The organism is Nocardia sp. NPDC058114, assembly GCF_042884695.1.
GTDB lineage: Bacteria > Actinomycetota > Actinomycetes > Mycobacteriales > Mycobacteriaceae > Nocardia.
Map to the genome: position 1 here is coordinate 490,472 of NZ_JBHVTK010000002.1, position 13,605 is coordinate 504,076.

At 68.2% G+C, this 13,605-nt stretch carries 12 protein-coding genes; 5 read left to right on the forward strand and 7 right to left on the reverse strand.

Translation table 11 applies throughout. From position 1 onward, the window contains the following. Positions 1–3: 3 nt before the first annotated feature. Complete coding sequence (locus ACFVVI_RS10830; protein ID WP_387445081.1) at positions 4–885, reverse strand: DUF5995 family protein; 882 nt, start codon at positions 883–885, stop codon at positions 4–6. Between the two features lie 109 nt (positions 886–994). Here ACFVVI_RS10830 and ACFVVI_RS10835 point away from each other — a divergent pair, with 109 nt between their 5' ends. Next, positions 995–1,843 (forward strand): SDR family oxidoreductase, encoded by an 849-nt coding sequence (locus ACFVVI_RS10835; RefSeq protein WP_387445082.1) that lies wholly within the window; start codon positions 995–997, stop codon positions 1,841–1,843. Positions 1,844–1,868: 25 nt separating this feature from the next. Here the strand turns inward: ACFVVI_RS10835 and ACFVVI_RS10840 are convergent, their stop codons facing one another. From ACFVVI_RS10840 to ACFVVI_RS10865, 6 genes are all read right to left on the reverse strand, one after another. Beyond that, the gene (locus ACFVVI_RS10840) at positions 1,869–3,443 is read right to left on the reverse strand and encodes a regulator (protein ID WP_387445083.1); all 1,575 of its coding nucleotides are present in this window, start codon (positions 3,441–3,443) and stop codon (positions 1,869–1,871) included. A 15-nt stretch (positions 3,444–3,458) separates the two neighbouring features. Further along, complete coding sequence (locus ACFVVI_RS10845) at positions 3,459–4,142, reverse strand: cysteine hydrolase family protein (RefSeq protein ID WP_387445084.1); 684 nt, start codon at positions 4,140–4,142, stop codon at positions 3,459–3,461. Beyond that, positions 4,139–5,524, reverse strand: a complete 1,386-nt coding sequence (locus tag ACFVVI_RS10850; RefSeq protein WP_387445085.1) for an allophanate hydrolase — start codon at positions 5,522–5,524, stop codon at positions 4,139–4,141. Before ACFVVI_RS10850 ends, ACFVVI_RS10845 begins: the two co-directional genes overlap by 4 nt. A gap of 57 nt (positions 5,525–5,581) precedes the next feature. Beyond that, entirely contained in the window at positions 5,582–6,247 is a 666-nt protein-coding gene (locus ACFVVI_RS10855) for a GntR family transcriptional regulator (RefSeq protein WP_387445086.1), read from the reverse strand. Between the two features lie 42 nt (positions 6,248–6,289). Then, the gene (locus tag ACFVVI_RS10860; protein ID WP_387445087.1) at positions 6,290–7,648 is read right to left on the reverse strand and encodes a hypothetical protein; all 1,359 of its coding nucleotides are present in this window, start codon (positions 7,646–7,648) and stop codon (positions 6,290–6,292) included. 162 nt (positions 7,649–7,810) lie between these two features. Further along, a complete protein-coding gene (locus ACFVVI_RS10865) occupies positions 7,811–8,740 on the reverse strand; it encodes an IclR family transcriptional regulator (RefSeq protein ID WP_387445088.1) in 930 nt (309 codons plus the stop codon). Positions 8,741–8,827: 87 nt separating this feature from the next. Here ACFVVI_RS10865 and cysD point away from each other — a divergent pair, with 87 nt between their 5' ends. Genes cysD through ACFVVI_RS10885 form a run of 4 tightly spaced genes read left to right on the forward strand, consistent with a single transcriptional unit; the run spans position 8,828 to position 13,603 of the window. After that, on the forward strand, positions 8,828–9,733 hold the full coding sequence (gene cysD, locus ACFVVI_RS10870) for a sulfate adenylyltransferase subunit CysD (protein ID WP_378629403.1): 906 nt from the start codon (positions 8,828–8,830) through the stop codon (positions 9,731–9,733). Continuing rightward, entirely contained in the window at positions 9,733–11,607 is a 1,875-nt protein-coding gene (cysC, locus tag ACFVVI_RS10875; RefSeq protein WP_387445089.1) for an adenylyl-sulfate kinase, read from the forward strand. The genes cysD and cysC overlap by 1 nt, the downstream gene beginning before the upstream one ends. Beyond that, on the forward strand, positions 11,604–12,821 hold the full coding sequence (locus tag ACFVVI_RS10880; RefSeq protein ID WP_378994972.1) for a hypothetical protein: 1,218 nt from the start codon (positions 11,604–11,606) through the stop codon (positions 12,819–12,821). Before cysC ends, ACFVVI_RS10880 begins: the two co-directional genes overlap by 4 nt. Then, a complete protein-coding gene (locus tag ACFVVI_RS10885) occupies positions 12,818–13,603 on the forward strand; it encodes an SDR family oxidoreductase (RefSeq protein WP_387445090.1) in 786 nt (261 codons plus the stop codon). The genes ACFVVI_RS10880 and ACFVVI_RS10885 overlap by 4 nt, the downstream gene beginning before the upstream one ends. Positions 13,604–13,605: the final 2 nt, after the last annotated feature.

Sequence of the window (13,605 nt, forward strand, 5' to 3'; positions counted from 1 at the left end):
TGTTCAGAGTGCGTTGATCCGGGCCAGTGCTTCGAAAGCCAGATCGGCGGCCTGCCACAACGCCGTGATCTCGGTGCGGATGGCGGGCGCGAGAGCGGGGTCTTGCAGGGCGAGGCCGTTGGTGAAGATCACCGTGTTCGCGCCGAGGTCCGCCGCGATGAGCATCTGTTCGGTGGCGACGCCCGCGCCGAACAGCTGGTCCAATCCCTCACCGACGAAATAGAACCGCCACAGCGGGCCGAGGTCGGCGCCGTAGGCCGCTTTGGTGCGGTCGATGATCACGTCGCCGACCGAGGCGATGCCGGCCACGATCTTGAAGTAGTCCGGCGCGTTCTCCGGCCTGCTGCCCACGGCTGCCACCGAGTAGGTCAGGTCGACGGTGAGGTGTGCGTTGTAGCCGGCCATGGCGGTGCGGGCGCGCGACGCCCCGCAGTCGCGGGCGAGTGCGAAATAGTGTGCCCAGTGTGGTTCCGCGATGCCACCGGTGAATTCGGCATGCAGATTGTCGAGAAATCGGCGCAGCAGTTCCGAGCTGATCGCGTGCGCGTACTCGCGGTTCGCGAACGCGGCCGGGTCGCGCTGCATCGGCATCACCGCGGCGTATTCGACGCCGTCGAGCCCGATCGCGAACAGCCCGCGGAGGTCGCGATGCTCGACGAGGATCTCGGTGATCCGATGATGGCGGGCCACCGCGTCCTCGAGCCGACCCAGGCTGTCGGCGCCGGAGATCGCCGACGTGTCCGACAACCGCGCGATCTCGTCGATGTCGTTTTGGGACAGGGTGGACCCACAGGCCGTGTCCCCGGCCGCGCCCGCGGCCGGGTTTGCGGGCAGAATCAGTGCCGCGACGGCGACACAGGCGGCTATTGCACTCGATACGCGCACGCCGCCGATTCCACCATCTCTCGGCGCGATTCGCGCATCGACGCGCGCGTCGTCGCACCCGATGGGCGTGTCGGCCCACCGTGCCGCGAGGGGCCCCTAGCCTGGACCGATGCCGGAGACGATTGCGATTTCAGGGGCCAGTGGACAAATCGGCGGCCGCGTTGCCCGTCTGCTCGCCCCCTCGGGCGCTCGCCTGCGACTGCTGGGACGCCACGTCGAGCACATCGCGCCGATCGACGGCGCCACCACGGCCACCATCGACTTCGGCGATCCGACCACCGTGGCGGCCGCGCTCGACGGCGTGCAGACCTTCTTCTTCGTCTCGGCTACCGAGAGCGCCGACCGCGCGGCTCAGCAGACGGCGGTGGTGAACGCCGCGAAAGACGTGGGCGTGCAACGGATCGTGTATCTGTCGTTCGTCGGGGCCGCGCCCGATGCCACGTTCACGTTCGGCCGTGACCACTGGTACACCGAACAGGCAATCCGCGCCTCCGGCCTCGCGTTCACCTTCCTGCGCGACAACCAGTACCAGGACATCATCCCGCATTTCGCCGACGGGGACGGGGTGATCGAAGGTCCGGCCGGAGACGGCGAAGTCGCTGCGGTCACCCGCGCCGATGTGGCGGATTGCGCTGTGGCGGTGCTCGGTTCGGACGCGCACGACGGCACGACCTTCGACCTCACCGGCCCGCGAGCTTTCAGCCTGACCACCGCCACCGCCGACATGACCGAAGTCCTCGGCCGACCGTTCCGCTACGTCGAGCAGACCGTCGACGAGGCTTACGCCTCCCGCGCGAAGTACAACGCGCCGCGATGGGAGGTCGACGGCTGGGTCAGCACCTACACCGCGATCGCCCAGGGCGACCTCGCGCAGGTCACCGACGCGGTCCCGCACCTGACGGGCCACCCGGCCATCGACTTCCGCGATTTCCTCGCGACAGTGCCGAAGTACTCCTGAACTCTGGTGAGTCGCGCCGACCGGCTTACCCCGTGGTCTCCTCAGCAGCGGGCTCTGTTGCCGGCAACAGCGAGTACGCCAGGCAGACGAGCGCGAAGAACACGTAACCGAGTGCCACGCCGGGCGCGGCGGCCCATTCGACCGCGTGTGCGTGAATCAATCCGATCCAGCTCAATCCGGCGCCGATGACCGCCGCCACTCCCGCCGCACGGAAACGTTTGTCGAGGATGAACGTGACGATTGCGCCGAGCACGAGACCGGCCAGTACCGCACCGGACCCGAACACCTTCAGCCCGTCATAGACCACGCCCGCTTGACCGAGCGCGTCCGAGCCGACCTTCGCCGCCGACGTCCCCGCCGCGGACAGCGCGTTGTCGATCTGGGTGACGGCCCACTCCGCGAGGTTGGGCAGCAGCGCGGCCACGACCGCCACCGCGTGGATCCGCGGCACCGCCTGGAATGCTTGCGCGCCGATCAGCAGACCGATGTAGAGCAGGATCGGGACGATCGCCGGGATGGGCAGCAGGGTCGCGAGGATGCCGAAAAGCCCCAGCAGGCACATGATGCCGATGGTCAGGCCGCTGGCGAGGGAATAGCCGGTGCGCCCGCCCGCGTCCTTCCATCCCGGGTGACCGATGTAGACGGCGGGCGGGAAGGGTGAGCCGAAGCCCGCGCCGATCACCGCGCCGAAACCGTCGGCCAGCAGCACGCTGCGCAGGTTGTAGTTGTCGCCCGCGGCGGCGGCGCTTTCCACGTTGCTCATGGCTTCGGTGAAGTTGTAGATGCCCAGCGGGATGGCGGTGGCCAGCAGCGGAGCGAGGTTGCCGAGTCCGTCGAAGAGCAGGCCCAAGCGCAGGTCGGGCAGCCCGAGGGCGATGTCGTGCGCGGCCTGGGCGACATCGGGTGCCGACATGTACCCGCCGATCCAGCCGATCGCCGTGCCGGCCAGCAGCGCGACCAGTCCGACCGGGATATTGCCCGGCAGCTTGATGTCGGTGAAGAAGCCGATCAGGATGATGGCCAGCACCGGCAGTCCGATCCAGGCCACCTCCCACATCTGCGCGGCGGGGCGCATGGCGATGAAGGTGATCGAGATGCCGGCCAGGGTGCCGAGCATCGCGGCACGCGGAGTGACCTTGCGGATGTAGGGGCCGACGAAGGCGCCGATCATCACGATCACGCCGATCATGAACGCCCAGGCCAGACCGGCCGCCCACGCCTGCAAGGGATCTCCGGTGGCCAGGTAGATCGGCAGCATCACCACGAACACGACGATGAACATGTGCGGAACACTCGGCCCGTACGGCAGTGCGGTGACGTCGGCGCGTCCTTCGCGGCGGGCCAGGCGCCGCGCCAGCACCATGTAGTACAGGTTGCCCAGCACGAGCGCGACGCCGAGGGCGGGCAGCACCGTCCCGAGGACATCGGTGCTGGGAATCTTCACCACCGCGATGGTGAGTGTGGTCAGGGTGAGGACGTTGACCAAAATGTTGAACGCCAGCCCGAAGAAGGCGTTCGTGTCTCCCCTGGTCCACCACGGAAGTGCCGGTGGCGCAGGTTGTTCCGGTGTGACTGTTGTTTTCGAGGTGTCGACGGACATGGTGGATCCTGTTCGCTAGGCCGTGACGGGGGCGGTGGTGCCGAGTGCGGCGATGACATCCGCGGAGCCGGCGACCCAGCCGAAGATCGCGCCCTGAGCCGCGATCATCGCCAGTCCGACGCGCTGGAATTCCGGGAAATAGGAGCCGACGCAGTCCGCGACCACGAGGCATTCGTAGCCGCGGTCGTTGGCCTCGCGGACGGTGGTGTGGACGCAGACCTCGGTGGTTACCCCGGCGACGAGCAGGGTGGTGATCGAATGCTGTTGCAGCACAGCGGCCAGTTCGGTCGCGTAGAACGCGCCCTTGCCCGGCTTGTCGATGACGGTCTCGCCGTCGAGCGGCGCCAGTTCGTCGATGATGTCGTGGCCGTACTCACCGCGGATCAGGATGCGCCCGAATCGCCCCGGATCACCGATGCGCTGCGAGGGGTTGCCGCGCCGAAGTTTCGACGGTGGGCAATCGGACAGGTCCGGCAGGTGGCCCTCGCGGGTGTGGATCACCGTGATCCCCGCGGCCCTGGCCGAGGCGAGCACACCGGAGAGGGGTTCGATGACGGTGCGCAACAGCGTCACGTCGTTGCCGAGGCTTTCGCCGAAGCCACCGGGGAGCAGGAAGTCTCGCTGCATGTCGATGATGACGAGCGCGGTCGTGGTGGGATCGAAGGTGAACGGGCTCGGGGTGGCGGGGATTTCGGTCATCGTCGCTCCTGGAGGGATACCGGGCCGAGGTGGTGGGGCAGTGCCGTGGTGCGCGGTTCGTCCAGCAGCCGTGCGGCGGCGGCGAGAACGAGGTCGTCGGCGAGTGCCGGGCCGAACACCATGAGCGAGACCGGTCTGCCGTCGCGGGTGGTGCCGGCCGGAACCGCGATCGCGGTCAGGTCGAGGAGATTGCCGAAATGGGTGTAGTGGCCGAGCACGGTGTTGGTCGCGATGGGGTCGGCCAGCACCTCGGGGACAGTGAAGGTGGTGCCGATGGTCGGCACCACCACCGCGTCGACCTCGTCCCATATCCGGGCGACCTCGGCGCGCAGTTCCTGCAACCGCTGCTGTGCGCGAAACACGTCCACGGCGCTGAATCGGCGTCCGCTGTCGAGGATTTCCCGGATCACGGGCAGGATCGAGTCGGGCCGATCGGTCAGGAACTCCTCGAATTCGACCAGACGTTCCGCGACCCACGGACCCTGGTAGAGCAGCGCGCCTGCGGCGAAGAACGGTGCGAGTGTCGTGTCGACGCAGCTGAACCCCATACCCGGCAACCTGTCTCGCGCACCGAGGTGTGCCGCGCGCATGGCGTCGTCGCCGAAGAACTCGAGCTCCTGCGGTGCCGGTAGACCGAGCCGGATCGGGCCACCGGGGAATCGCCCTCCCCTGGCGCGGGTCCACGGATCGTCGTGATCGACCGCCATGATCACCTCGGCGACCAGGTCCAGGTCCTCGACAGTGGTCGCCATGAGGGTGAGGCAGTCCAGCGACTTACACGCGGGCACCAGCCCGACGGTGCTGATCAGGCCGCGCGACGGCTTCCAGCCGACGATGCCGTTGAGTGCGGCGGGCACGCGGCCCGAACCCGCCGTATCGGTGGCCACACAGAACGGCACCTGGCCGAGGGCGACCGCGAGCGCCGATCCAGAACTCGAACCGCCGGAGATCAGATCGCCGCCGAAGACGCTGCGCGGCACCGGGTACGGGGTTCGGGTGCCGTTGAGGCCGGTGGCGAACTGGTCGAGATTGGTTTTGCCGACGAACAGCGCGCCCGCGTCGAGCAGGCGCTGCACGGCGGGTGCGGTGCGGGTGGCGAGGTAGGCGTAGTCGGGGCAGGCCAGCGTTGTCGGATAGCCGGCGACGTCGATACTGTCCTTCACCCCGAAGGGAACGCCGTACAGCGGCAGCGTGCGTGCGCCGGGTATGCGTTCGACAGCCGCTGCGGCAGCGAGCAATTCGTCACGGGGTACCGGGGTGATCCAGGTGCCGTCGTCGCCGCGCGCGGTGATCGCGTCGGCCACTCGCGCCGCGGTTCTGGTCGGGGAGCCGTTGCCGCCCTGGTGCTGGGCGAGGATTTCCGTGACCGTAGAGCCTGTCATGTTGTCGATTGTCGACAGAAAGTGTGACGACGGGAGACTCGGTCTGTATCGGATGTGTTAGCAGATACCGAGTTTCAGGTATGTTTGCTCGCCGTGCCTGCGGAGCGCGGTCTCGGCCCGCAGCGGGTCGTTGGTCTCCAGCGCGGCGAGCAGTTCCTCATGTCGGCGCACACCTTCGCGCCGGGCGCCCACCTCGGTTTCCTCACGGAGATTGCGTGCCATCGCGAGCTGTAGCTTCACCAGGATCTGCTCGTACACGAGGTCCAGTTGCCGATTGCCCGCCAGCGCGACGATTTCGGCGTGGAAGCGGCGGTGTGCGTCGTCGCGGGCGACCCAGTCCTTGCGCCGGTCCGCCGCGGTCAGTTCCGCGAGCGCCGCACGCACCCGCCCCAGCCGCAGGTCCGCACTCGGCAGGGCGACGGTCACCGCGTGCTGTTCCAGCGCCCGCCGCACCTCGAACAACTCGACGATGTCGCGCGCCGACCACACCACGACCCGATACCCACGCCGCGGCAGATGCTCGACGAGGCCCTGCTCCGCCAGGCGCCGCAGCGCCTCCCGCACCGGCGCCCGACTGATCCCGAGCCGCGCGCACAGGGCTTCCTCGCCTACCCGCTCCCCCGGCGCCAACGCGCCGCTGAGAACCTGCGCGCGCACGTGCTCAGCGGTCATCTCCACCAGACTCGCCGGGAGATCGGTCGAATTCGATGCGGCTGCCGTCATGAGTCGAGTCTACGAACAGCGACCGGGGTGGTGCCGACGCCGCTAGACCAGGCGCAGGCTGTCGATCATCTTCTTGGCCTGTTCGGCGGTGAGTTCGCCGGTGGTGCCGCGGTCGACGAGGATGGTCAGGACGAGAGTTGTATTCGCGGCGTTGCGAAAGCCGAAGGTGTAGACGGAGTAGGCATTCGCGGTGCAGCCCGGGATCTGCGGGGTCCACGGGCCCGAGGTCTCGACGAATTGGCCGCTGATTCCGCTCTGGGTCTTCAACGACGTCGGCGCGCTGATCTTTCCGCCGGTCGGGTCCGAATATCCCCCTGCCGCGGCTATCTTCGCGACACTCTTCGCCGCGGCCGCCACATCGGTCTCGGTGGTCGAGGTCACCGCGGCCATGGCGCGATACACCGAGCCGGGGCAATAGTTGGCGCCCTCGGTCGCCTGACCGCGACCGTCGATCGCGCCCGTCGCATTGGAGAACGACATGGTGTCGCTCTCGGAGTGGAGGGTCCAGGCCGACGGCACGTCGTAGGCGACGCGATAGGAGGCGATGAGCACACCCTTCGAGCCCGGCGCGAGCGGTGCGGTACTGGTGCCCGACAGTGGTCCTGATTTCGTCGTGGTGGTGGACGTGCTCGCCGAGGTGGTGGACTCGTCCGAGGAGCTGGCAGCGAACCCGACGGCGACGGCGACCCCGATCACCAGCACGACGACCACCGCGATCGCCGCGATGATCGCGCCCGAACCGCCATTGCGCCGCGGTGGAGGCGAATACTGCTGTGGCGCATAGCCGTACGGTTGCTGGCCGTACGGCGGCTGCTGGGCGAACTGACCCGGTCCGAACTGGGACCCGTACGGCTGCTGACCGATTCCGGGCTGAGACGCATAAGACTGTCCGCCACCGGACTGCGCCGCATACGGGTTGTGACCCGCCCCGGGTTGCTGCCCATACGCCTGCTGTCCGCTCCCCGGCTGGGCCGCATACGGATCGTGGCCCGCCCCGGGTTGCTGCCCGTAGGCCTGCTGCCCGGTCCACGGTTGTCCGACCACTGTCGGCGGCGCGAACGGGTGCTGCCCGCTCCCCGGCTGTCCCACTCCGGGCTGCTGCCACTGCTGCCCGGTCCCGTGTTGCTGCCCGTACGGCTGCTCGCCCGTCCCCGGTGGTGCGAATTGCTGTCCGAACACGGTGGGGGGCGCTATCGGATGCTGTCCGCTTCCAAGGTGATTCGCTCCCGGCTGCGGGGTGGCGGTGGGTTGCGGGCCGTCTTGCGGTCGGGGAGTCGACTGCTCGGCCGGGTTGCCGGGCGAGCGCAGGATGGTGGGGTCGGCGGGGGGTTGTGCGGCCGGGTCAGGGGTGGGGGCTGACATTCCGGGCGCCTCCCACCACCGATCACTGTCGTTTGCCACGGCCCGTCCTTCCTCGCCATCTGCCTCCACGACCATCGAGCGGGTCGCGTCCGGTCAGATCCCCACTCAGAGTAGTGGCGAACCACCGTCGCCGAGAACTCGAAATCGTGCGTTCACGGCCGTTCGGGGTTACTCGGGTGTCACTGGACACCGACCGCGGGATCAGTCCGTCAGCCCGCCGGAGGTGATTCGGTCGGCGGCGCTCACCGTTGCCGCGCCGAGCTCACTCAAGGCGAGGGCGGACAACCGACTGTCGGGGCAGCTCACGACCGCGGCGACGACCGCACCGGCGCGGTCGCGGATCGGGGCGGACAGCGTGACGACGGCGTTCTCGGGGCCGAGTTCGTCGGGCAGGTAATCGATGGTGATCAGTTCGGTGATGACGGAACCGAGCTGGGCGCGCAGTGCGGCCGTGATCGGTGAATCACGCAGGCCCGCCAGCACTTCCAGCATCGGTGTCGAATCGTCGACCAGCCGTTCGACCGAGTAGCCGCGGGTGCGGATCTCGGCGAGCACGCGCGCGAGGCGGTCGCGGTGGTCCGGGTCGGCAGTGGCCAGCCAGGCCTGCTGGACGGGTTCGGGCGCCCAGGCGATGAATTCGCGGCAGACGGGAGGCGCGAGCGGCAGGCGCCTGCCCGGACGGATCCAACCGGCCGAGGGATGCCCGACGACCTCGGTGACCACGATACTGTCTCCGGCGCGCTCGGCGAGGAACACCGGTACACCCACCTTCTCGGACAGGTCTCGCAGGTGCGGCACTGCGGTGCGACGCAGCGGAAACGCCGCTTCGGCACGCCGGGCGACGGTCAGCAGCCGCAGCCCGATGCCGTAGCAGCCGTCGTCGTCGCGCACGGTCCAGCCATCGGCGGTGAGCTGGGTGAGTACGGCGTGCGCGGTGGCGCGCGAGAGCCCCGCTTCGCGCACTATCCGAGCCAGCGACAAACGGTCGGTGGCATGTCGTGACAGCAGCTCGAGCACCTTCACCACGCGCTGCGTCGGCGGCGACGCGGCGCCAGGAATCTCGGCATCACCCATCGAATCCGGGGTCACCTCTTGACCGGCGCGCTCGGCCCGGCTTATCGTCGGTGTCACAATACCGAACAATAGCGTCGAATATTCGACATCGCAACCCGTCGGGGAAAGTTCCCCGGCGAACCGCGCGAACGAAGTGGGTGAACAGTGCAGGCGGGGTACGAGTTATCGCATCTGGCGGCCTTGGAGGCCGAGTCGGTGCACATCTTCCGGGAGGTCGCGGCCACACTCGCGCGACCGGCCCTGCTCTTTTCCGGCGGCAAGGATTCCGCCGTGCTGCTGCACCTGGCGCGACGCGCGTTCTGGCCCGCGCCGCTGCCGTTTCCGCTGCTGCACGTGGACACCGGCCACAACTTCGACGAGGTGATCGAGTTCCGCGATCGCACCGCCGAGCGCACCGGGGCACGCCTCGAGATCGCCCGGGTCCAGGACGACATCGACACGGGTCGCGCGGTGGAACGCCCCGGCGGCACCCGCAACCCGCTGCAGACCACCACGTTGCTGCGCGCGATCGGTGAGCACCGATTCGACGCGGCATTCGGCGGCGCACGCCGTGACGAGGAGAAGGCGCGCGCCAAGGAGCGAGTGTTCAGCTTCCGCAACAGCTTCGGCGAATGGGACCCGCGAGCACAGCGGCCCGAGGTGTGGAACCTCTACAACGGCCGCCATCAGCCCGGCGAGCACATCCGGGTGTTCCCGCTGTCGAACTGGACCGAGCTCGACATCTGGGAGTACATCGACCGCGAGGCCGTCGAGCTGCCGTCGCTGTACTACGCGCACCGGCGTCAGGTCATCGAACGCGACGGCATGCTGTTGTCGGCCGGCCGATTCATCACACCGAAGGCCGGTGAGCGCACGTTCGAGGCGACCGTCCGATTCCGCACGGTCGGCGACGCCACCTGTACCGGTTGCGTCGAGAGCAGCGCCGACACCGCGGCGAAGGTGATCGCCGAGACCGCCGCCACCCGACTCACCGAACGCGGCGCCACCCGTGCCGACGACCGGATCTCCGAGACCGGCATGGAAGACCGCAAGCGAGAGGGCTATTTCTGATGCGCCGCAACCTGTTACGACTGGCGACCGCGGGCAGCGTCGACGACGGCAAGTCCACCCTCATCGGCCGGCTGCTCTACGACTCCAAGTCCCTGTTCGACGATCAACTCGCCGCCATCGAACGAGTCAGCACCGAACGCGGCAGCGCGGCGGCCGATCTCGCGCTGGTCACCGATGGCCTGCGCGCCGAACGCGAGCAGGGCATCACCATCGACGTCGCCTATCGCTACGTGACGACACCACGCCGCAAGTTCGTCATCGCCGATACCCCCGGGCACGTGCAGTACACCCGCAACATGGTGACCGGCGCCTCCACCGCGGACCTCGCGCTGATCCTGGTCGACGCCCGCACCGGCGTTTCCGAACAGACCCGCAGACACGCGTTCCTCGCGACGCTGCTCGGCGTGCCACACCTGGTGGTGTGCGTGAACAAGATGGACCTGGTCGACTGGTCGCAGGAGCGTTTCGAGGAGATCCGCACCGAGTTCGCCGCGTTCGCCGCCAAGTTGACGGTGGGCGATCTGAGCTTCGTGCCGGTGTCGGCGCTGCTCGGCGACAACGTGGTCGACGGCTCGGAGCACATGGACTGGTATCCGGGACCGCCGTTGCTGCGCCACCTCGAGGACGTGCACATCGCCTCGGACCGCAACCTCATCGATGCCCGGCTGCCGATCCAGTACGTCATCCGGGCGCAGGAAGGACTCGACCACCGCAGTTACGCGGGCACCATCGCGGGCGGCATCTTCAAGCCCGGCGACGAAGTGGTGGTGCTGCCCGGCGGGCGGTCCTCCCACGTCAAGGAGATCTGGGGCCCGGGTGGCACGAAGGTCGACGAGGCGTTCACCGGCATGGCGGTCTCGCTGACGCTGGACGACGACATCGATGTCGGGCGCGGGGACCTGCTCGCCCGGCCGGGTAACCGTCCACACATCGGCACCGACCTGGACGCGATGGTGTGCTGGTTCTCCGAGAGTGCTCAGTTGCGCGAGGGTGCCCAGTACTTGGTGCGCACCGCGGCGCAGACCTCGTCCGCCGAAGTCACGGCTATCGACTACCGACTCGATGTGAACACGCTGCACCGGGTCGAGGACGTCACCACGTTGTCGCTCAACGACATCGCGCGCATCCGGTTGCGCAGCCGTCGTCCGCTGCTGTTGGACCCGTATCGGGAGAATCGGCGCACGGGCAGCTTCATCCTGATCGATCCGGTGACCGATCAAACGGTCGCCGCGGGAATGGTGACCGGCCGCGAATCCGGGGCCGATTCCGCGAACGTCGGCACCGAACGCTCGGCCCCGGCCGTGGTCTGGCATCGGTCGGCAGTCAGTCGCGCCGAGCGCGGCCATGCGGGCGCGACGGTGTGGTTGACCGGCCTGTCCGGGTCGGGGAAGTCCACCCTGGCGGTCGAGCTCGAGCGACTGTTGGTCGCGGCAGGCCGGCCCGCCTACCTGCTCGACGGTGACAATCTGCGGCACGGTCTCAACGCCGGCCTCGGCTTCTCCCCCGCCGACCGGGACGAGAACGTCCGCCGGGTCGCCGAAGTCGCCGCGCTGTTCGCCGATTCGGGTGCAGTGGCGATCGTGTCGGTGATCAGCCCGTTCGCCGCACAGCGCACCGCCGCACGGACCGTCCACTCCGACCGCGAACTGCCGTTCCACGAAGTCTTCGTCGACACCCCGCTCGCGGAATGCGAGCGCCGCGACTCCAAGGGCCTCTACGCGAAGGCCCGTGCGGGCGAACTGCCCGGCTTCACCGGAATCGGCTCCCCCTACGAACGACCCGACCATGCTGACCTGGTCATCACTCCCGAGCTCGGCTCACCTGCCGAGATCGCCGCCCACATCCTCCGAGAGCTAGGAATCACAGACCGTTGACCCACTCCAGTACCGCCACCGAATCCGGTAGCAGCGCGCCACCGGAACCACTCACCGCGCCGTTCCTCGCCGCGGTGGCCCAGGCCGAAACACTCATCGCCGGGGCGGAATTCGTCCGCAGCGATCAGGACCTCGCCGAGGGCTACGACTATCTCGCCGCCAGCGTCGCTGCCTGCCTGCGCCTTTCGGGCGCCCACGGCACTTCGCATCCCTATTTCGTGTCCTCGACCGGCCCGTACGCCAAGATGGGCCTGGACAACCCGGACACCCTCTACTACCACGCGACCATCGAACCGACCGCCGAGTACCTCGTGAGCGGGGTGCGCGGCAGCACCGTCGATCTGAGTTTCCAGGTACTCAAAGGCGACTACACCGCGACCGACGTCCCCGGTGGCGCCGACGCCTTCGACGACCGGCGCATTCCGATCGCCGCCGACGGCAGCTTCTCGCTGCGCTTCGGACCGCCGAAGGCCGACGCCGGGCCGGACTACTTCCCACTCGGGGAAGGCGCGTCCATGCTGGCCGTGCGCGAGGTCTACAGCGACTGGACCGAGCGCAAGGGCTCGATCCGGATCGAGCGGGTCGACACCATCGGCACCGCACCGGTCGAACCGGATCTGGCCCGTCTGCGCAAACGGTACGGCGCGGCGGCGAAGATGCTGCTCACCCGCGTGCACACCTGGTTCAACTTCCCGAAGTGGTTCTACCTCGATCTGCCGGTGAACACCCTCACCGCGCCCCGGCTGACGCCCGGTGGACTGAGCACCCAGTACTCCTCGGTGGGGCATTTCGATCTCGCCGACGATCAGGCGCTGGTGATCACCGTCCCGAAATCCGATGCGCCGTATCAGGGATTCCAGCTGGGCAGTCTCTGGTACATCTCCCTGGACTACGTCAACCACCAGACCAGCCTCAATCACACTCAGGCCCAGGTGGATTCGGACGGTCTGATCCGGATGGTGGTGAGCAAGCAGGATCCGGGCATCGCGAATTGGATCGAGACCACCGGCCGCACGCGCGGAATCCTGCAGTTCCGGTGGCAGCGCACCGATCGGCCGATGACCGAGGCCGACGGGCCGACGGTCGAGGTCGTACCGATCGACGCAGTCGCACAACACCTTCCGTATTTCGAACACAACCGGATCGATGCCGCCGGCTGGCGCGACCGGATCTCGGCCCGGCAGCGGGCTTTCGCCGAAAGGATGCTGGGATGAGCGGGGCACTGTTGGACGGCAAGGTCGTCGTCGTTTCCGGGGTGGGACCGGGTCTGGGCCGGTCGATCTGTCTGGAGGCGGCCGCGGCGGGGGCGACGGTCGTGCTCGCGGCGCGCACCGAATCCCGACTGCTCGAGGTAGCCGCCGAAATCGAGGCCGCGGGGGGCGCCACGCTGAGCGTGCCCACCGACATCACCGACGATGCGGCGGTCCAGAATCTCGTGGCGCGCACGGTCGACACCTTCGGCCGGGTCGACGCGCTCGTGAACAACGCGTTCTCGGTGCCGTCGATGAAGCCCCTCGACCGCACCGATTTCGACCACATCCGGTCGAGCCTGGATATGACGGTGCTCGGCGGCTTGCGGATGACGCAGGCGTTCGCGCCCGCGCTCGCCGAGGCCAAAGGCGCTGTGGTGATGATCAATTCGATGGTGGTGCGCCACTCGGAGCCGCGCTACGGCAGCTACAAACTCACCAAGGCCGCGCTGCTGGCCATGTCGCAGACCCTGGCCACCGAACTCGGCGACAAGGGCGTGCGGGTCAACAGCGTACTGCCCGGCTACATCTGGACCGATCAGCTGAAGTGGTATTTCGGTCAGGTCGCCGAGAAGTACGGCATCACCGTCGAGCAGGTCTACGAGCAGACCGCGTCGAAATCCGATCTGAAGCGGTTGCCCGAACCCGACGAGATCGCCCGTGCCGTGGTGTTTCTCGCCTCCGACTGGTCGTCGGCGATCACCGGTCAGACCCTCGACGTCAACTGCGGCGAATACCACAACTAGGA